Here is an 18,573-nt window from a genome sequence, read left to right as displayed (position 1 = left end):
TTCCACTGCTGGGGAGTTGATATCTCGATGTCGCCCGAGAACCAAGGCGTGCCCGAGGACGACGACCCGTTCGCCTACCTGTACCGGGGCGAGGGGGCCGACGGCGGCGCCGCGCAGGAGACCGCGCCGCTCCCCGGCGTGCCGCGCACCTCGTACCAGCACGCCACCCAGGTCGGCCGGACCCAGTACGGCCAGCCGCGCCCGCAGCAGGGCCCCGGCCAGGGCCAGGTGCCGGGCCAGGCCGGCTACCCGGGCCCGGGCCAGTCGGCCTACGAGGACCAGCCGACCGCGCAGTACCGGGCACCGTCCCAGGCCCCCGGCGGCTACCAGCCGCAGCAGCCCGGGTACCAGCAGCAGCCCGGCTACCAGTCCGCCGAGCCCGGCTACCAGCCCCCGCCGCCCGGCGGGCGGGCCGGTGCCCGCTCCGGCGGCCGCAGCGGCGGTCGCGGAGTGATGTACGGCACCGTCGCGGTGGTCGTGGCCGTGGCGATCGGCATCGGTGTCGCGGTCTTCAGCAACCAGGGCAAGCCGGTCGGTGCCACCGCCGGCGCCGGCACCAGCGCGGCCGCCTCCACCGGGGCGTCCGGCCAGGGCTCGGACAGCGCCTCGGCGTCCGCCTCCGCCTCGGCCACCGGCGCGCTGCCGGCCCCGACCGACGCCGACAAGCTGACGCTGGGCGGCGGCGCCGCGGTGATGAACAACCACAAGGGGGCGGCCTCCTCGGACGGCGGCTTCGTGCCGCTCACCGCCCAGGGCCAGAGCATCACCTGGACCGTCACCATCCCCACCGACGGCCAGTACTACCTGTGGGTGCACTTCGCCAACGCCGGCGCCGACAGCGCGGCCACGGTCACCGTCAACGGCACGGCGAACACCTCGCCGATGAACCTGTCGAACTTCACCAAGGCCACCGACTGGGACAAGGCCTGGCAGTCCTCCTGGACCCAGGTGGACCTGAAGGCCGGCAGCAACTCCATCGTGATCAGCGACAGCGGCGCCGGCCAGGGCAATGTGAACATCGACCAGCTCGGGGTGACCAAGGACAAGACCCGTCCCTGGTCGTAGCCCCCGCACCGTCCTACGCCGAAGCCCCCGCGGTCGTCTCCGCGGGGGCTTCGGCGTGGAACGGGGGCGTGGAACGGCGGGCGGCGGATCAGACCTGGGCCGGGGACCGGAACCGCTCCGCGCCGACCACCCACTCGCCCCGGCGCATCACCGCCACCAGCTCGTGGGCGTCGTCCAGCACCACCAGGTCGGCGTCCTTGCCGGTCTCGATCGAGCCGACCCGGTCGGCCACCCCGAGCAGCCGGGCCGGGTTCAGCGACAGCACCTGGGCCGCGCGGACCAGCGAGAGGCCGTTCAGCGCCACCGCGCGGCGGAAGGCCACGTCCAGGGTGAGCGTGCTGCCCGCGATGGAGCCGCCCTCGACCAGCCGGGCCACCCCGTCCTCCACCCGGACCTGGAGCGGGCCGAGCGGATAGAGCCCGTCGCCGAAGCCGGCCGCCGACATGGCGTCGGTGATCAGCGCCACCCGGTCCAGACCGGCGCCGGTCATGGCCAGGTCGACGACGGCGGGGTGCAGGTGCACGCCGTCGCCGATCAGCTCGACGGTGATCCGCTCGTCCTCCAGCAGCGCCACGATCGGGCCGGGCGCGCGGTGGCCGATCGCCGGCATCGCGTTGAACAGGTGGGTGGCCACCGTGGCGCCGGCCTCGATGCCCTCCAGCACCTTGTCGTAGTTGGCGTCGGTGTGGCCGATGGCCGCGATCACGCCCAGCTCCTTGAGCAGCCGGATCGACTCGATGCCGCCGTCCAGCTCGGGGGCCAGGGTGACCATCTTCGCGGTGCCGCGGGCGGCGTCCACCAGCTTGCGGACCAGCGCCGGGTCGGGGTCGCGCAGCAGGTCGGGCTGGTGCGCCCCGCAGCGGTTGATGCTGATGAAGGGGCCCTCGAAGTGCAGCCCCGCCAGCAGCCCGTCCTCGACCAGCTCACTGAGCACCGAGGCCTGCCGGCAGACCTCGTCGATCTCCCCGGTGACCATGCTGGCGAGGGTGGTGGTGGTGCCGTGCTCCAGGTGGGTACGGGCCGCGACCAGGGCCTCCTCGGCGATGCCGGAGGCGTAGGAGGCGCCGCCGCCGCCGTGGACGTGGATGTCCACGAAGCCGGGGACCACGGTGAGGCCGCCGAGGTCGAGCGGAGGTGCTGCTCCGACCGGGGGAGCCGGGCTGCCGTCGGCGGTGCCGGCGTCGGCGTCGGCGCTGCCGACCTCGACGCTGCGGACATCGACGATCTGACCGTTCTCGATGGTCAGCCGTCCGCTGTCGACGACGCCGGTGGGCAGGACGAGCCTGGCCCCCGTCAGCACAGTGCGGTCCGCGTTGCTCACGCGGTCACCTCCAGTGAGAGCAGATCCCAGGCGAGCAGCCCTGCGCCCAGGCATCCGGCGGTGTCTTTGAGCATCGCCGGTACGAGCGTGGGGGGCACCTGGAACGTGATCCGTTCCTGGAGCGCCGCACGCAGGGGTGTGAACAACGTTTCACCGGCTTCGGCCAGCCCGCCACCGAGGATCACGGTGCGGGGGTCGAGCAGGCTCTGCACCACGATCAGGCCGTCCGCGAGGGCGGCGATCGCGTCGGCCCACACCTGCTGGGCGCGCTCGTCCCCGGCCTCGACGGCCCGGGCGCAGTCGGCGGCGTCGGCCTCCGGGTCGCCGCTCGCCGCGGCCCAGGCCCGGGTGACGGCGGCGGCGGAGGCCAGGGTCTCCAGACAGCCGCGGGCCCCGCAACCGCAGGGCGGCCCGTCGGGACGGATCACGATGTGGCCGATCTCCCCGGCGTTGCCGTGGGCGCCGGCGTCGATCCGTCCGCCGATCCCGTAGCCGCCGGCTATCCCGGTGCCCAGGGCGACGAAGAAGAACCGGTCCGCGCCCCGCCCCGCCCCGATCCGGCCCTCGGCGAAGGCCCCGGTGCGGACGTCGTGCCCGAGCACGACGGGCAGCGGCTCGCCGTGGTCGGACAGCCGCTCGCCGAGCAGCTGCCGCAGCGGCAGGTCGCGCCAGCCCAGGTTGGCGGAGAACAGGGCGATGCCGTGCTCCTCGTCGATGGTCCCGGGGACGGCGACGCCGGCGGCCGAGGCGGCGGTGCCGTAACGGCGCAGCCCCTCGTCGCGCAGGTGCGCGGCGAAGTCCAGGATGCCGGCGACGACCGCGTCGGTGCCCTGCTCCCTGCCGGTCGGACGGCGCTCCACATGGAGCAGGGTGCCGTCCTGGGCGACGAGCGCGGCTTTCATGCCGGTCCCGCCGACATCGAGTGCGATGACGTGCTTCACGGGGGACAGTGTCCCTTTCCAAGGGAGTAGAGGTCTAGTCCAGTTTGCTGATTGGTCTGGTCCAACCAGCAACTGGGCCGGAATCGGTGGATTTGTTGCCGTGCCACTACCGAGCGTCACGCAGCAGTGACACCGTCCTGAGCTGCGGGGATGTCGATCGACCCTGCTCTGTGGTCTAGACCAAGTGGAATCGCAGGTCACCGGCCCAGCGATTCCGCAAGGCTGTTCCACAAAATTCATCGGGAGAACCTGCGCGATCGTCACTGTAGGACATCTGGATGCCCCCAAAGGCAGGGTGACTGACGGATATTCAGACCTTTTGTCCGAATAGTCGTTGCGCAGGCTGCAACGAAGTCCAGCGATTCGGTAAATGGTGTAGACCTCTTGCGCGACGCGTGGCCAGACTGACCGTCACAACGGGGACGGCAGATCTCGAGGCACCACTGCCGACCTTGGACTCACATTCGGACCCGGCCAGGACCGGGTTCGCATCTGCGAAGGCGGTAGTTCCAGTGAAGCGTCGTTTGCTTGCTCTCTCTGCGCTCGGTGTTGCGGGCGTGATGGCCCTCACGGCCTGTAGCAGCAGTGGTTCGAAGTCGTCCGGGTCGAGCTCCAGCGGCAACGTCACCCTCAAGCTGCTCGCTCCCGACTACGGCACGCCCGGTGGCCCGGACAGCTCCCAGAAGTACTGGCAGGGCATCGTCGACGACTTCCACAAGGCGAACCCGACCATCACCGTCCAGGTGCAGATCGTCGCCTGGACCAACTGGGACCAGGTCGCCACCCAGCTGCAGAACAAGCAGTACCCGGACATCCTGCTCGGCGACGCGCCGCAGGAGCTGGCCGCGAGCAACCTGCTGTACCCGCTCACCGACGTGATGTCGGCCAGCACCATCAGCAACCTGATCCCGGTCTTCGCCAAGCAGGAGGAGACCGACGGCGTCGCCTACGGCGCCCCGTTCACCACCAGCTCCCGCGCGCTCTTCTACAACAAGAAGCTGTTCGCCGCGGCCAAGATCGCCTCCCCGCCGAAGACCTGGGCCGACATCCAGACCGACGCCGCCAAGATCAAGGCGCTGGGCAACGGCACCATCGGCTACGGCCTGCCGCTCGGCCCCGAGGAGGCCCAGGCCGAGGCCTACCTGTGGATGCTGGGCAACGGCGGCGGCTACGTCGACTCCTCCGGCAAGTACGACATCAACTCGGCGAACAACATCGAGACCTTCAACTTCCTGACCTCGATGGTCAAGGCCGGCGACACCGAGCCCAGCCCGGCGACCGTGAACCGCACCAAGGACATCTGGGCCGGGTTCGCCGACGGCACCGTCGGCATGGCCGGCGGCTCCGGCGCGCTGATCCCGTCCATCACCAAGGCCGGCAAGCTGACCAAGGACGACTACGGCGTCGTCACCATGCCCGGCAAGACCGGCCCGCTGACCCAGGCCCTCGCGGTCCACGACGACATCACCGCCTTCAAGTCCGGCGGCCACGCGGCCCAGATCAAGCAGTTCCTGGACTTCGCCTACGCCGACAAGTACCAGATCCAGTTCGACAACGAGTACTCGCTGCTGCCCGCCACGACCAGCGCGTCGCAGTCGCTCTCGGCCTCGGACCCGGTCGCGGCCGGCTTCCTGGCGACCGTCCCCAACGCGGTGGTCTACCCGACCAACTCCAACTGGGACACCCTCAAGTCGAAGATCCAGCAGACCATCGGCACCGCGGCCCAGGGCACCGACCCCAGCAAGGTCCTCGGCGCGCTGCAGACCTTCGCCACCGCCAACAACTAGTCCATCCGCACGAAGTCAATCCGCACTGCCGGCGGCCGGCGCAGCGAGTCCTCTCGCTGCGCCGGCCTCCGGCGCGCACCGCATGGAGAAGACCATGACGCAAACGACTCATGCCGGCGTGCGGGGGTCGGCTCCCGACCCGGGCGGCGCACCCCGGCGACCGCGCCGCAAGGGTGGGCTGGTACGGGCACTGGCACCGCTGCCCTGGATCGGTCCGGCCACCGGCCTGATCCTCTTCGTGGTGATCTGGCCGGTCATCGCGATGTTCCAGACCTCCCGCGAGCACTACTCCTCCCTGGGCGTGCTGGTCGGGTCCGCTGGCTGGAACAACTTCACCAGACTCTTCGACGAGGCCGACCTCGGCGGGGTCGTCGTGCGCACGGTCGTCTGGGTCGTGGCCGTGGTCGGGGCGACGGTGCTGATCTCGCTGGGCGTCGCCCAGCTGTTCAACAAGGAGTTCCCGGGCCGCCGCTTCGCCCGCTGGGCCCTGATCGCCCCCTGGGCCGCGTCCGTGGTGATGACCTCGATCATCTTCAAGTGGATGCTGGACCCCAACAACGGCGTCGTCTACGTGCTGCTGAAGCAGCTCGGCCTGGTGAAGAACTTCAACACCAACGACACCAACTGGCTCGGCGACCCGACCACCGCCTTCTGGTGCGCGGTCTTCGTCGCGGTCTTCGTCTCCATCCCGTTCACCACCTACGCCCTGCTGGCCGGCCTGCAGGCGGTCCCCTCCGACGTCTACGAGGCGGCGAAGCTCGACGGGGCCAACCCGCTGCGGACGTACTGGTCGGTCACCCTTCCGCTGCTGCGCCCCGCGCTGCTGGTGGCGGCGCTCATCAACGTGATGAACGTCTTCAACTCCTTCCCGATCATCTGGGAGTTGAGCGGCGGCGGCCCCGGCAGCCAGTCGGCCACCACCACCATCTTCATGTACCAGCTCAAGCAGTCGAGCATCGGCGAGGCCGCGGCGATGTCGGTGGTCAACTTCGGCTTCATCATCGTGATCGTCCTGCTGTTCCTGCGGGCGTCCAAGTGGAACTCCGCGGAGGACTGACATGACCACCCAGAGCATCGCCGCGCCCGCGCGGTCCCGCCGGAGGCCCGCAGAGCGCCGCAACCTGCCGCGGCTCAGGACGGTCGTCCTGGCCGGCAGCGCCTATGTGATCGGCCTCGTCTTCCTGCTGCCGTACATCGAGATGGTCATCACCGCGCTGCGGCCGGCCGGTGAGATCAAGGACCGCGACTACCTGCCGCACCACTTCGACTTCTCCAACTTCACCAACATCTGGTCCACCGGGCTCGGCACCAACCTGTCGGTCAGCCTGGAGATCGCGGTCGGCTCCACCGCGCTGGTGCTGCTGGTGGCGATCCCGGCCGCCTACTACACCGCCCGGCGCGACTTCCGCGGCAAGAAGGTCTTCCTGCTGCTGGTGCTGATCACCCAGATGTTCCAGCCGACCGCGATGATCGTCGGCATCTACCGCGAGTTCCTCACCTTCAACATGATCGACTCGGTCTGGGCGCTGATCCTGGTGAACGCCGGGTTCAACATGGCCTTCGCGGTGTGGATCCTGAACGCCTACTTCGGCGCGATCCCCAAGGAGATCGAGGAGGCCGCGGTCGTCGACGGCTGCAGCCGGATCGGCGCGATGTTCCGGGTGATCATCCCGCTGGCGATGCCCGGCATCGTCACCGCGCTGATCTTCACCTTCATCGCCGCGTGGAACGAGTTCATCGTCGCCCTGACGCTGATCTCCTCGCTCAACAAGCAGCCGCTGACGGTCAAGACGTCGGACTACATCGGCCAGTACTCCACCGACTGGCAGCACCTGTTCGCCGGCTCGGTGATCGCCACCATTCCGGTGATCATCCTGTTCGCCCTGATCGAGGGCAAGGTCGTCTCCGGCCTCACCTCCGGCTCGGTGAAGTAGCCCTTCCGGGCAGGCAGCACGAAGCGCGGGTCCCGGTGGTTCCCGGGGCCCGCGCTTCCGTCGTTCCGTCTTTTCGTCCCCCGGTCAGCCGAGGGTGATGTGGTACGCCTTGCGCAGGGTCTCGTGGACCGTCCACACCGTCCGGTCGCCCTCGCGCAGCACGCAGGCGTCGCCGGGGCCGACGTCGAAGGTGTCGCCGCCCTCGACGGCGATCGTCGCCCGGCCGCTGACGACCACGAACAGCTCGTTCGCCTCGGTGTCGCTCACCGTGCCCGGGGTGATCTGCCAGATCCCGCGGATCTGCCGCCCGTCCTCGGACTCCCACAGGACCTTGCCGGAGACCTCGGGGCTGCCCGCGATGATCTGCGACGGGTCGAGCGGATCGGGCTCCAGATCGGCGTCCGGGATGTGTACGGCGAAGCTCATGCTGGTCATGGCCTCGACGCTAGCCTCCGGGGGCGGCGGCCGGGCAGCAGCAGTGTGTGTCGTACCCGGGCGGCAGAATGACAGGTCGTATCGTCATACGGAGCGGAAGGGCTGGGCGGGTGGACGAACTCACCGATCGGGACCGCGCCGTCCTGGCGCTGGAGGCTCGCGCCTGGCGGACGCCAGGGGCGAAGGAAGCGGCGATACGGGAGCAGCTGGGGCTGGCGCCGGTGCGGTACTACCAGCTGCTGAACGGTCTGCTGGACCGTCCGGAGGCGCTGGCCCACGACCCGGTGCTGGTCAACCGGCTGCGACGGTTGCGGGAGGCGCGGCGGGCCAGGCGTTAGCGGTCGGGTGCACCTGAGTGCGTGGTTGTTCGCGCAGTTCCCCGCGCCCCTGGGGGTCTGCAACTGGCCCAGTTGCAACCAGCTAGGGGCGCGGGGAACTGCGCGACAAGCCATCCACTACGTAGGGTCGGACACATGGCTCTCCCCGAACCCACGTTCCCCGCCGGCGAAGCCGGTCTCACTGCGATCAGGAAGAACCCGGCCCGCGCCGTGGCGGCCTTCGACTTCGACGGCACCCTCGCCCCGATCGTCGCCGACCCCGAGCAGGCCCGCGCCCACCCCGGTGTGGTCCCCGTGCTCGCGCGCCTCGCGCCCCGCCTCGCCGCGGTGGCCGTGGTGACCGGCCGCCCCGCGGCCACCGCCGTGGAGTACGGCGGGTTCGCCGGCGTCCCCGGCCTGGAGCACCTGACCGTGCTGGGCCAGTACGGCCTGCAGCGCTGGGACGCCGCCACCGGTCGGCTCACCACCCCCGACCCGCTGCCCGGGATCGCCCTGCTCCGCGAGGAGCTCCCCGGACTGCTGGGCGGCCAGGCCGGCGTCTGGCTGGAGACTGGTGTCTTTGTAGAAGACAAGGGCCACGCCCTCGCCGTGCACACCCGCCGCACCGCCGACCCCGACGCCGCCCTCGCCGCCCTGGACGCGCCGTTGCGCGCGGCCGCCGCCCGGCACGGGCTCGCGGTGGAGCCCGGGCGGATGGTGCTGGAACTGCGTCCTCCGGGGATGGACAAGGGCGTGGCCCTCACCACGTTCCTGCGCGAGCAGGACGCCGCCTCGGTGCTGTTCGCCGGCGACGACCTGGGCGACCTGGCCGCCTATGACGCGGTCGACGCGCTGCGCGCCGCGGGTACGGTCGACGGCCTACTGGTGTGCAGTGCGCCCACGACCGGTGAGCCCCCGGTCCGGGCCCTCGCCGACCGGGCCGACCTGGTGGTGCCGGGCCCCGAGGGCGTCGTCGCGCTCCTGGAGGCGCTGGCCGACGCCCTCGGATGCTGACCGGCATCAACGGTTCGTAGTCTGACCATCCGTCAACGAAGGGCTTTTTGCCGGATAACGGTGGCATTTCGAGCCATGCGGCCGGTCCCCCGAGGCGCTACCTTCCCTGTGACGCATGGGGGTAGCGACAATGGATTGGACCGTACCCGGATACCGGCACACCCGGGAACTGGGATCAGGAGCGAGCGGGCGCGTCGTGCTGGCGCTGCACGAGGAGACCGGCACGCCGGTCGCCATCAAGTACCTGGGGGAGGAGCTGCGGCTCGACCCGGACTTCCTGGAGGAGTTCCGCGGCGAGGCGCGACTGCTGGGCGACCTGGACACGCCGCACGTGGTGCGGCTGTGGGAGTACGTGGAGGGGGCGCAGGGCGCCGCCATCGTGATGGAGCTGGTCGACGGCATCGCCCTGCGGGCGCTGCTGCGGCAGGCCGGGGCGACCGGACCGGAAGCCGCCCTGGTGGTGCTCAAGGGCTCGCTGCTGGGCCTGGCGGCCGCGCATGCGATGGGGGTGGTGCACCGGGACTACAAGCCTGAGAACGTCCTGGTCGACGCTGACGGATCGTCCAAACTGGTCGACTTCGGCATCGCCGTGCGCAACGGCGATGCCGGCGGCATCGCCGGCACCCCGCCCTACATGGCACCCGAGCAGTGGGCCGGCGATCCGGCCTCCGCGGCGGCCGACGTCTATGCCGCGACGGCCACCTTCTTCGAGTGCCTGACCGGCCACCGGCCCTACCCGGGCACGGAGTTCGCCGAGCTGGTGGTGCAGCACACCGAGGCGCCCATCCCGGACGAGGAGGCACCCGAACCGGTCCGTCCGCTGATCCGGCGCGGCCTGGCCAAGACCGCGGGGGAACGGCCGGACAGCGCGGCGGAGTTCGTCGCCGAGCTGGAGGCGGTCGCGGGGACGGCCTACGGCGAGGACTGGGAGGAACGGGGCCAGCGCAAGCTCGCTGCGCTCGCGGCGCTGCTGCCCCTGCTGTTCCCCTCGGCGGGGGGCCTGCCGGACGGCACCACGGCGCTGGCCAAGACCACGCTGGGCGAGGGGCCCGGGGCGGGGGCTGGCGCGGGCGCCGGGGCGGGAGCGGGGTTCGGCGGGGGGCTCGGTGGCCGGATCATCCGCAAGCGGGTGCTGGTCGCGGGTCTCGCGGGCGGCATCGTTCTGGGCCTCCTCGGCGGGGGCTACGCCTCCGGCGTCATAGGCGGGACCACCACCACGGTGGCCGACCCGGCCCCGATCGTCGTCACCAGCGTCTCGCCCTCCGCCCCACCGGTGACCGTCACCCTTCCCCCCGGCACCCCCACCCCATCGGCTTCGGCCTCTGCATCACCCTCACTCTCGGCCTCGGCCTCTGCAACCTCGCCCCAGGGCGGGACCCTACCCACCACTCCGACCCCGACGACCGCCCCACCGACCACAGTCGCACCGACCTCTGCCCAACCCACCACGGCGGCCCCGACCGCAACCAAGCCGACCACGGCACCACCTACGACAGCGCCACCCACGACCGCACCACCCACCATCACCGTGCCCTCCGTACTGGGGGACGCTGTCGGCACGGCCCAAAGGGTCCTCGTGGCGGCTGGCTTCGCGAAGGGCAGCATCGGCGTGAACCAGACCTGCGACGCGAATGGGCCGGGCGTGTATACGCAGAGCCTGGCCAGCGGTCAGAAGGTAGCTGTCGGCAGCACAATCCAACTTACGGCTCAGTACGCCGACTGTGTCGTGTACCCGAACGAGGTGGACCAGTACGCAAGCGCAGCGCTCAAGGCTCTGCAGAGCGATGGCTTCACCGTCTCTGACCCGAGTTGTGCAACGTCAGTCACGGGAGCGGAGCCCGTTGTCGTCGCGCAGGCGCCCGCCGTGGGCAACGGGTATCTACGAACATCCACCACGGTCACGCTGACATGCCGCGCCATCACCATCGGCTGACCCGGCTCTATGCACGAGCACCAGGGAACCCTTCAAGACCGAGCGGAAAGGGTCGCACCGATGACTCCCTACGACGAACCCCAGGACGCGCCTCCGCCGGAGAACCGTACGGTGAACCTTGGCGGGTTCGGTGCTCCTCCGCCTGACACCGGGACTGTGCACCTCGGTGGGGGCTATGCGCCTGCGCCGGGGTACGAGGCGCCGCCTTCGGTGTTCGCGCCGGTCCCCCCTCCGGAGGAGCAGGCGTCGGCGGAGAGCCTGATCCGGTTCGGGCCCGGGGTGCCCGACCCCAGGACCGCGCGGACCATCGACGTCTGGCAGGGAAACGCTCCCGGGCCGGAGGCCGCCCCGCACCACGGGCGGTCCGAGGAGAAGCGACGCCATCCCGGGCGCTACGTCCTGGCGGGCCTGGTGCTGCTCGCGGTCATCGGCTTCCTGCTCTGGCAGCACTTCGCCACCCCGGTGTCGATCAGCTCGGTGACGGTCGCCGCGGACAAGGCCAATCTGACCTGCGGTCAGACGGAGCTGGTCACCGCCACCCTGCACACCAACGGCGGGTCCGGAAAGGTCCACTACCAGTGGGTCCGCAGCGACGGCACCGTCAGCGGCACGCTGACCCAGTCCGTCCCGTCCGGCGTGCACCAGGTGCAGCTCCCGCTGCGCTGGACCGTCACCGGGCAGGGCAACTTCCAGGGGACGGCGACCGTCAAGATCCTCTCGCCCGGTTCGGCCACCGGCACCGCCGTCTTCAACTACTCCTGCAGCTGATCACCCGCCAGGGCCCGGTACTGCTCCAGGAACCAGGCCGACGGCGGCAGCGCCGTGCCCGCCTCGGCCAGCCGCTTGCAGCGGTCGGCCCGCTCCGCCGCGGGCATGGTGAGTGCGGTGTGCAGCGCCTCCGCGGTGGCGATGACGTCGTACGGGTTGACGGTGACCGCGTCCTCGCCCAGCTCCTCGTAGGCGCCGGCCTCCCGGGACAGCACCAGGGCGCAGCCGTCGTCGGAGACCACCGGGAGCTCCTTGGCGACCAGGTTCATCCCGTCCCTGATCGGGTTGACCAGGGCCACGTCGGCGAGCCGGTAGGCGGCGAGCGAGCGGGCGAAGTCGTCGTCGACCGCGAGCAGCACCGGCTGCCAGTCGGGGGTGCCGAACTCGTCGTTGATCTCCTGGGCGACCCGCAGCACCGAGGCGGTGTACTCGCGGTACTCCGGCAGGTCGTGCCGTGACGGGTAGGCGAAGGCGATGTGGACGACCCGGTCCAGCCATTCCGGGCGGGTGTGCAGCAGGTGCCGGTAGGCGTGCAGGCCGCGGACGATGTTCTTGGACAGCTCGGTGCGGTCGACCCGGACGACGGTGCGCCGGTCGCCCACGGCCTCGCGCAGGGCGGCCAGCCGGGAGTCGACGTCGGGCCGGTGGGCGCGTTCGCGCAGGAAGTCGCCGTCGGCGCCCAGCGGGTGCACGCCGAGCCGGGTGGTGCGGCCCTCGTGGGTGACCGTCAGCGCGCTCCGGTCGACCTCGGCGCCGAGGACCGTCTCGCAGCAGTCGGCGAAGGCCGAGGCCCAGCGGCGGGTGAGGAACCCGGCCCGGTCCGCGCCGAGGATGCCGACCAGCACGTCCCTGGCGATGTCGTCGGGCAGCAGCCGGTAGTAGTCCGGCGGGGCCCACGGGGTGTGCGAGAAGTGGCCGATCCGCAGGTCCGGGCGCAGCTCCCGGAGCAGCCGGGGTGTCAGTGACAGGTGGTAGTCCTGGACCAGCACGGTCGCCCCGGGCGCCGCGGCCTCGGCCAGGGCCTCGGCGAAGGCCCGGTTGTAGGCCTCGTAGGAGGCCCACTCGCGGCGGAAGGAGGAGCCGAAGACCGGCGTGGTCGGGGTGTTGTAGATCAGGTGGTGGACGAACCACAGGGTGGAGTTGGCGATGCCGTTGTAGGCGCGGGCGAAGGTGCCGGCGTCGATGTCCAGCATGCGGACCGAGGGGTCGCCCAGCTTGCCCTGCCGGGTCGCGGCGCGGTCGCCCTCGGTGAGTGCGGCGCAGACCCAGACCGACTCGATCTCGTCGCCGATGGCGCTGAGGCCGGAGACCAGCCCGCCACCGCCGCGGCGGGGCGTGAGCGTGCCGTCGTCCTCCACGGTGAAGGAGATCGGCCCCCGGTTGGAGGCGAGCAGGACCCGGGCCTGCGGCGGTGCGGACGGACTTGCGTTGACCATGGTGCAGAGCCTTGCCTGTGCGGAGCGGGGTCAAACGTCCGGGCCGGTCAGCGTGGCAATCGGCGGACGTTCGGTGGTCGGGAGGTCGACCGTGGTCGGGGTGAAGCCGGACGCGGTGCGGGTGAACTGGGTGAGGGTCGGGGTGGCCAGGTCGTCGGTGGCCTTGATCCGGTTGCTGCGGGCCAGCCGGTCCAGGGCGGTCAGCTGGATGCTGGCCGCCATCCGGCCCAGGGCCAGCGCGTCCTGGTGCCGGTGGTGCCGCACGCCCACGTCCACCTGGGCCAGCGCGTCCAGGCCGGCCAGCTCCAGGGCGTCCACCAGCAGGCCCAGCTCCACCCCGTAGCCGGTGGGGAAGGGCAGCCGCTCCAGCAGGCTGCGCCGGGCCGCGTACTCGCCGCCGAGCGGCTGGACGAAGCCGGCCAGCAGCGGCCAGTAGAGGTTCAGCAGCGGGCGGGCGACCAGCTCGGTGACCCGGCCGCCGCCGGCCGGGATGCTGCCGGTGTCGGTCTCCAGCGGCCGGTCGTACATCGCCTTGACGAAGGCCACGTCCGGGTCGGTGAGCAGCGGTCCGATGATCCCGGAGACGAAGGCGGGGTCGAACTCGCGCAGGTCGGCGTCGATGAAGCAGACCAGGTCGCCGCTGGTCACCAGCAGTGAGCGCCAGAGCACCTCGCCCTTGCCGGGCACGGCGGGCAGCTCGGGGAGCACCGAGTCCCGGTGCACCACCGTCGCCCCGGCGTCGGCCGCGGCCTGCGCGGTGCGGTCGGTGGAACCGGAGTCGACCACGACCAGCTCGTCCACCAGCGGCACGGCCTCCATCAGCTCGCGGCGGATCGCGGCGACGATCCCGCCGACGGTGGCCTCCTCGTCCAGCGCGGGCAGCACCACGCTGACGGTGGTGCCGCCGGCCTGCTTGGCGGCCAGCAGGTCCGGCAGCGGTCGGTCGGCGGCCGTCCAGGAGCGGCGGCGCAGCCAGTCGGCGACCTCGTCAAGCACAGGACTCCTCGGGTGGTGGCACCGGAACTCCGGTGGTGCCGGGTGTCTCGCCTCGCGGACAGCCAGTGATCGGCGGGCGGGGCTTCGGTTACAGTCTTGGGGACGACACGTTGCCGCCGCACGGCGGGTCCAACGGTTGTCACCACAAATGCCTTCCGGGCAGCGTCCGCAGCGAGCTGCGGAGCCCGGATCGCCATAGAGCTCATCCAGAGGGACTGAGGGAACGGCCCGTTGAAGTCCCGGCAACCCTCCTGCCAGCAAAGCCGCAGCTCAAGCTGTTGAGGCCCTGGTGGGGAAGGTGCCAATTCCGTCCTGCGGCGAGACGCGCCGCGGGGAAGATGAGGAGAGAGGGCCTCGCCATCATGGCTGCTGTAACCACCGAGTCCGTTGTGACCGCCGAATCCTTCGGACCCGCCGTCGCGCTGTCCTGCCGGGAGTGCGGCGCGCGTACCGCGCTCGCTCCGGACTTCGCCTGTATCGAGTGCTTCGGACCCCTCGAGGTGGCCTACGAGCTGCCCACCGGTGACCCCGAGGCACTGCGTGCCCGCATCGAGGCGGGCCCCACCAACATCTGGCGCTACGCGCCGCTGCTGCCGGTCCCCGCCGACGTCGCCTCCCGGCCCAACCTGAACCCCGGCTGGACCAAGCTGGTCAAGGCCGACAACCTGGCCCGCGAGCTGGGCGTGACCGGCGGCCTGTACGTCAAGGACGACTCCGGCAACCCCACCCACTCCTTCAAGGACCGGGTGGTCGCGATCGCCGTCGAGGCGGCCCGCACCTTCGGCTTCACCACCCTCTCCTGCTCCTCCACCGGCAACCTGGCCGGCGCGGTCGGCGCGGCGGCCGCCAGGACCGGGCTGCGCTCGTGCGTGTTCATCCCGCACGACCTGGAGCAGGGCAAGATCGTGATGGCTGCGGTGTACGGCGGCGAGCTGGTCGGCATCGAGGGCAACTACGACGACGTGAACCGCTTCTGCTCGGAGCTGATCGGCGACCCGGCCGGCGAGGGCTGGGGCTTCGTCAACGTCAACCTGCGCCCCTACTACGGCGAGGGCTCCAAGACCCTGGCGTACGAGATCTGCGAGCAGCTGGGCTGGCGGCTGCCGGACCAGATCGTGATCCCGATCGCCTCGGGCTCGCAGCTGACGAAGATCGACAAGGGGCTGAAGGAGCTGATCGCCCTCGGCCTGGTCGAGGACAGGCCCTACAAGATCTTCGGGGCCCAGGCCGAGGGCTGCTCCCCGGTCTCGGTGGCCTTCAAGGCCGGCCACGACGTGATCCGGCCGCAGAAGCCCGACACCATCGCCAAGTCGCTGGCCATCGGCAACCCGGCCGACGGCCCCTACGTCCTGGACATCTGCCGGCGCACCGGCGGCGCGGTCGAGGATGTGAACGACGAGCAGGTGGTGGACGCGATCAAGCTGCTGGCCCGCACCGAGGGCATCTTCGCCGAGACCGCCGGCGGGGTGACGGTCGGCGTGCTGCAGAAGCTGATCAAGAACGGGCTGCTCGACCCGACCGCCGAGACCGTGGTCCTCAACACCGGCGACGGTCTGAAGACCCTGGACGCGGTGGAGCCCACCACCGGCCTGTCCGCCACCATCCGTCCCACCCTTGACTCGTTCCGAGAGGCTGGCCTCGCATGAGTGTCTCCGTCCGCATTCCGACGATCCTCCGCACCTACACCGGCGGTGCCGCCGAGGTCGCGGCCGAGGGTGCCACCCTCGCCGCGGTCATCGACGACCTGGAGGCCAACCACACCGGCATCCGCGGCCGGATCCTCGACGACAGCGGCAAGCTGCGCCGCTTTGTGAACGTGTATGTGAACGAGGACGACGTGCGCTTTGCCGACGGCCTGGAAACGGCCACTCCGGACGGCGCCGGGGTCTCGATCATTCCCGCCGTCGCGGGTGGCTGAAATTCGCCGCAGTAATCGCGGGCAGGCCGGGGCGTCCCTTCGGGGGCGTCCCGGCTTTCGCTTTGTCACCTCCCCTCGTGGTGCGCCCTGTCGCGGGCCGGCCGTGCCCCGGTGCGGTGCGGGGGTCCGGGAGAGGTAGAGTGGCTTCCGGTTACCCCTGTTGCTGAGCGGCCAATCCCCACCTGTCCCGTTGACTGAGACAGCGGTGGGCGCAGAGCTGTCACTGGGGCGTCAGAAATTCTTAAGCGAAATGACACATAGGTCCACTATGTCCGGGTCATTTTGCGGACCTTTGTTGCGATAACAATCGCTCCGCCCGTTAAGGCCTCCCAAGAATTCCCTCACTTATGCCCTGTTGCTGAGGGCACCCGAGTGGATACATTCAGCGTCGGTCGAAGCGTTGCGGGTTGCGCGGCGCCTTCGGTCCGGTCCGCGGAGTGCGGTCCGTGAAAGGGCCAGTAATAGGGGAGTTTGGAATGGCTCAGGGCACCGTCAAGTGGTTCAACGCGGAGAAGGGGTACGGCTTCATCGCGGTCGACGGTGGTGCGGACGTGTTCGTCCACTACAGCGCGATCCAGATGGACGGGTACCGGTCGCTCGAAGAGGGCCAGCGGGTCGAGTTCGAGATCTCGCAGGGTCAGAAGGGTCCGCAGGCGGACATGGTCCGCGTGGTGTGACCGCTCGGTGAGCGATCGCTGACTAGTGACAGGACCGGCCGAGCCTCGTTCCGAACGAAGCACAACGCAGGTCTTCCGGTAGGCCCGTACCCCTCGGGGTGCGGGCCTACCGGCGTCCGGGGTCCCCGGCGGGCGGCTGTCTGATCACCCATCTGCTTGCACTCAAGGGGGCAGAGTGCTAATCATTGGCGTTAGCACTCTGAGGTAGAGAGTGACAACGGGCCGGGTAGGTGAGGCCCCGGACGCGGCGGGAAGTGACCGCCGCAGGCCGGGTCCGTCCGTCGCGGGCGCCAGCGCGGTCCACACGCAGCCACCCTGTCCGGGAGGACCACTTCCATGGCCAAGATCATTGCGTTCGACGAGGAAGCTCGTCGCGGCCTTGAGCGCGGGATGAACCAGCTCGCCGACGCTGTCAAGGTCACGCTCGGCCCCAAGGGCCGCAACGTCGTCCTGGAGAAGAAGTGGGGCGCCCCCACGATCACCAACGACGGTGTCTCCATCGCCAAGGAGATCGAGCTCGAGGACCCGTACGAGAAGATCGGTGCCGAGCTCGTCAAGGAGGTCGCCAAGAAGACGGACGACGTCGCGGGCGACGGCACCACCACCGCCACCGTGCTCGCCCAGGCCCTCGTCCGCGAGGGTCTGCGCAACGTAGCCGCCGGCGCCAACCCGATGGCTCTGAAGCGCGGCATCGAGAAGGCCGTCGAGGCCGTCTCCGCGCAGCTGCTGGAGCTGGCGAAGGACGTGGAGACCAAGGAGCAGATCGCCTCCACCGCCTCCATCTCCGCCGCCGACCCGCAGATCGGCGAGCTCATCGCCGAGGCGATGGACAAGGTCGGCAAGGAAGGCGTCATCACCGTCGAGGAGTCGCAGACCTTCGGCCTGGAGCTCGAGCTCACCGAGGGCATGCGCTTCGACAAGGGCTTCATCTCCGCCTACTTCGCCACCGACCTGGAGCGTATGGAGACGTCCTTCGACGACCCGTACATCCTGATCGCCAACTCCAAGATCGGCGGGGTCAAGGACCTGCTCCCGATCCTGGAGAAGGTCATGCAGTCCGGCAAGCCGCTGCTGATCATCGCCGAGGACGTCGAGGGCGAGGCCCTGTCGACCCTGGTCGTCAACAAGATCCGTGGCACCTTCAAGTCCGTCGCCGTCAAGGCCCCGGGCTTCGGCGACCGCCGCAAGGCCATGCTCGGCGACATCGCCATCCTCACCGGTGGCACGGTCATCTCCGAGGAGGTCGGCCTCAAGCTGGAGAACGCCGGTCTGGAGCTGCTGGGCCGCGCCCGCAAGGTCGTCATCACCAAGGACGAGACCACCATCGTGGACGGCGCCGGCGAGAGCGACCAGGTCGCCGGCCGGGTCAACCAGATCCGCGCCGAGATCGAGAACAGCGACTCGGACTACGACCGCGAGAAGCTCCAGGAGCGCCTGGCGAAGCTCGCGGGCGGCGTGGCCGTCATCAAGGCCGGCGCCGCGACCGAGGTCGAGCTCAAGGAGCGCAAGCACCGCATCGAGGACGCCGTCCGCAACGCGAAGGCCGCTGTCGAGGAGGGCATCGTCGCCGGTGGTGGCGTCGCGCTGCTGCAGGCCGGTGTCGCCTTCGAGAAGCTGGAGCTGGAGGGCGACGAGGCCACTGGCGCCAACATCGTCAAGGTCGCGCTCGAGGCCCCGATCAAGCAGATCGCCTTCAACGCCGGCCTCGAGGGCGGCGTCGTGGTGGAGAAGGTGCGCAACCTTCCGGCCGGCCACGGCCTGAACGCTGCCACCGGCGAGTACGTCGACCTGGTCGCCGCCGGCATCATCGACCCGGCCAAGGTCACCCGCTCCGCCCTGCAGAACGCGGCCTCCATCGCCGCGCTCTTCCTCACCACCGAGGCCGTCATCGCCGACAAGCCCGAGAAGGCCGGTGCCCCCGCGGGCGGCGGCATGCCGGGTGGCGACATGGACTTCTGATCCTCCGGATCAGTCGTTCCAACCTGTTCGAACTGCGAGGCGGTCCTCCCCGGTCAAGGGGAGGGCCGCCTC

General features: G+C 70.4%; 17 protein-coding genes and 1 riboswitch. Of the genes, 12 read left to right on the top strand and 5 right to left on the bottom strand.

Annotated elements, in window-relative coordinates:
- The first annotated feature begins 27 nt into the window (after nucleotides 1-27).
- On the top strand, nucleotides 28-1,065 hold the full coding sequence (locus IF29_RS0117680) for a CBM35 domain-containing protein (protein WP_030255600.1): 1,038 nt from the start codon (nucleotides 28-30) through the stop codon (nucleotides 1,063-1,065).
- An 88-nt stretch (nucleotides 1,066-1,153) separates the two neighbouring features.
- On the opposite strand, the gene nagA is transcribed toward IF29_RS0117680, so the two are convergent.
- Together nagA and IF29_RS0117670 are read right to left on the bottom strand one after the other, a co-directional pair.
- Nucleotides 1,154-2,440: an N-acetylglucosamine-6-phosphate deacetylase gene (gene nagA / locus IF29_RS0117675; RefSeq protein ID WP_051725446.1), complete on the bottom strand. Its 1,287-nt coding sequence runs from the start codon at nucleotides 2,438-2,440 to the stop codon at nucleotides 1,154-1,156.
- Nucleotides 2,383-3,327 carry an ROK family protein gene (locus IF29_RS0117670; RefSeq protein ID WP_030255596.1) on the bottom strand — a complete coding sequence of 315 codons (945 nt, stop codon included), beginning with the start codon at nucleotides 3,325-3,327 and terminating at the stop codon, nucleotides 2,383-2,385. Before IF29_RS0117670 ends, nagA begins: the two co-directional genes overlap by 58 nt.
- A gap of 560 nt (nucleotides 3,328-3,887) precedes the next feature.
- Between IF29_RS0117670 and IF29_RS0117665 the strand changes: the two genes are divergently transcribed.
- From IF29_RS0117665 to IF29_RS0117655, 3 genes are all read left to right on the top strand, one after another.
- Nucleotides 3,888-5,114 carry an extracellular solute-binding protein gene (locus IF29_RS0117665; protein WP_037595645.1) on the top strand — a complete coding sequence of 409 codons (1,227 nt, stop codon included), beginning with the start codon at nucleotides 3,888-3,890 and terminating at the stop codon, nucleotides 5,112-5,114.
- 94 nt (nucleotides 5,115-5,208) lie between these two features.
- Nucleotides 5,209-6,171, top strand: coding sequence for a carbohydrate ABC transporter permease (locus IF29_RS0117660; protein ID WP_051725445.1), 963 nt, complete (start codon nucleotides 5,209-5,211; stop codon nucleotides 6,169-6,171).
- Between the two features lies 1 nt (nucleotide 6,172).
- Nucleotides 6,173-7,048, top strand: coding sequence for a carbohydrate ABC transporter permease (locus IF29_RS0117655; protein WP_030255591.1), 876 nt, complete (start codon nucleotides 6,173-6,175; stop codon nucleotides 7,046-7,048).
- Between the two features lie 84 nt (nucleotides 7,049-7,132).
- On the opposite strand, the gene IF29_RS0117650 is transcribed toward IF29_RS0117655, so the two are convergent.
- Nucleotides 7,133-7,483 carry a cupin domain-containing protein gene (locus tag IF29_RS0117650; protein ID WP_030255588.1) on the bottom strand — a complete coding sequence of 117 codons (351 nt, stop codon included), beginning with the start codon at nucleotides 7,481-7,483 and terminating at the stop codon, nucleotides 7,133-7,135.
- 110 nt (nucleotides 7,484-7,593) lie between these two features.
- Here IF29_RS0117650 and IF29_RS0117645 point away from each other — a divergent pair, with 110 nt between their 5' ends.
- From IF29_RS0117645 to IF29_RS0117630, 4 genes are all read left to right on the top strand, one after another.
- The gene (locus IF29_RS0117645; protein WP_030255585.1) at nucleotides 7,594-7,821 is read left to right on the top strand and encodes a DUF3263 domain-containing protein; all 228 of its coding nucleotides are present in this window, start codon (nucleotides 7,594-7,596) and stop codon (nucleotides 7,819-7,821) included.
- Nucleotides 7,822-7,956: 135 nt separating this feature from the next.
- Nucleotides 7,957-8,814, top strand: coding sequence for a trehalose-phosphatase (otsB, locus tag IF29_RS0117640; RefSeq protein ID WP_030255582.1), 858 nt, complete (start codon nucleotides 7,957-7,959; stop codon nucleotides 8,812-8,814).
- Between the two features lie 130 nt (nucleotides 8,815-8,944).
- On the top strand, nucleotides 8,945-10,747 hold the full coding sequence (locus IF29_RS0117635) for a serine/threonine-protein kinase (protein WP_232242189.1): 1,803 nt from the start codon (nucleotides 8,945-8,947) through the stop codon (nucleotides 10,745-10,747).
- Between the two features lie 210 nt (nucleotides 10,748-10,957).
- Nucleotides 10,958-11,515 carry a hypothetical protein gene (locus IF29_RS0117630; RefSeq protein ID WP_051725443.1) on the top strand — a complete coding sequence of 186 codons (558 nt, stop codon included), beginning with the start codon at nucleotides 10,958-10,960 and terminating at the stop codon, nucleotides 11,513-11,515.
- On the opposite strand, the gene IF29_RS0117625 is transcribed toward IF29_RS0117630, so the two are convergent.
- Both IF29_RS0117625 and IF29_RS0117620 read right to left on the bottom strand, forming a co-directional pair.
- On the bottom strand, nucleotides 11,500-12,951 hold the full coding sequence (locus IF29_RS0117625) for an alpha,alpha-trehalose-phosphate synthase (UDP-forming) (RefSeq protein ID WP_030255575.1): 1,452 nt from the start codon (nucleotides 12,949-12,951) through the stop codon (nucleotides 11,500-11,502). The two genes, IF29_RS0117630 and IF29_RS0117625, sit on opposite strands and share 16 nt — an antisense overlap.
- A 30-nt stretch (nucleotides 12,952-12,981) precedes the next feature.
- On the bottom strand, nucleotides 12,982-13,947 hold the full coding sequence (locus IF29_RS0117620) for a glucosyl-3-phosphoglycerate synthase (protein WP_030255572.1): 966 nt from the start codon (nucleotides 13,945-13,947) through the stop codon (nucleotides 12,982-12,984).
- A gap of 199 nt (nucleotides 13,948-14,146) precedes the next feature.
- Nucleotides 14,147-14,292: riboswitch (SAM riboswitch) on the top strand.
- Nucleotides 14,293-14,309: 17 nt separating this feature from the next.
- Between IF29_RS0117620 and thrC the strand changes: the two genes are divergently transcribed.
- From thrC to groL, 4 genes are all read left to right on the top strand, one after another.
- Complete coding sequence (thrC, locus tag IF29_RS0117615) at nucleotides 14,310-15,593, top strand: threonine synthase (RefSeq protein ID WP_030255570.1); 1,284 nt, start codon at nucleotides 14,310-14,312, stop codon at nucleotides 15,591-15,593.
- Nucleotides 15,590-15,865 carry a MoaD/ThiS family protein gene (locus IF29_RS0117610; RefSeq protein ID WP_030255566.1) on the top strand — a complete coding sequence of 92 codons (276 nt, stop codon included), beginning with the start codon at nucleotides 15,590-15,592 and terminating at the stop codon, nucleotides 15,863-15,865. Before thrC ends, IF29_RS0117610 begins: the two co-directional genes overlap by 4 nt.
- Before the next feature lie 476 nt (nucleotides 15,866-16,341).
- The gene (locus IF29_RS0117605; RefSeq protein WP_030255564.1) at nucleotides 16,342-16,542 is read left to right on the top strand and encodes a cold-shock protein; all 201 of its coding nucleotides are present in this window, start codon (nucleotides 16,342-16,344) and stop codon (nucleotides 16,540-16,542) included.
- A gap of 336 nt (nucleotides 16,543-16,878) precedes the next feature.
- Nucleotides 16,879-18,501, top strand: coding sequence for a chaperonin GroEL (groL, locus tag IF29_RS0117600; protein WP_030255562.1), 1,623 nt, complete (start codon nucleotides 16,879-16,881; stop codon nucleotides 18,499-18,501).
- Nucleotides 18,502-18,573: the final 72 nt, after the last annotated feature.

Origin of the sequence: Streptacidiphilus jeojiense (genome assembly GCF_000719095.1) — a bacterium.
GTDB classification, from domain to species: Bacteria; Actinomycetota; Actinomycetes; order Streptomycetales; family Streptomycetaceae; genus Streptacidiphilus; species Streptacidiphilus jeojiensis.
Note: the sequence above shows the minus strand (reverse complement) of the source record. Positions and strands in the feature narration are given on the sequence as shown.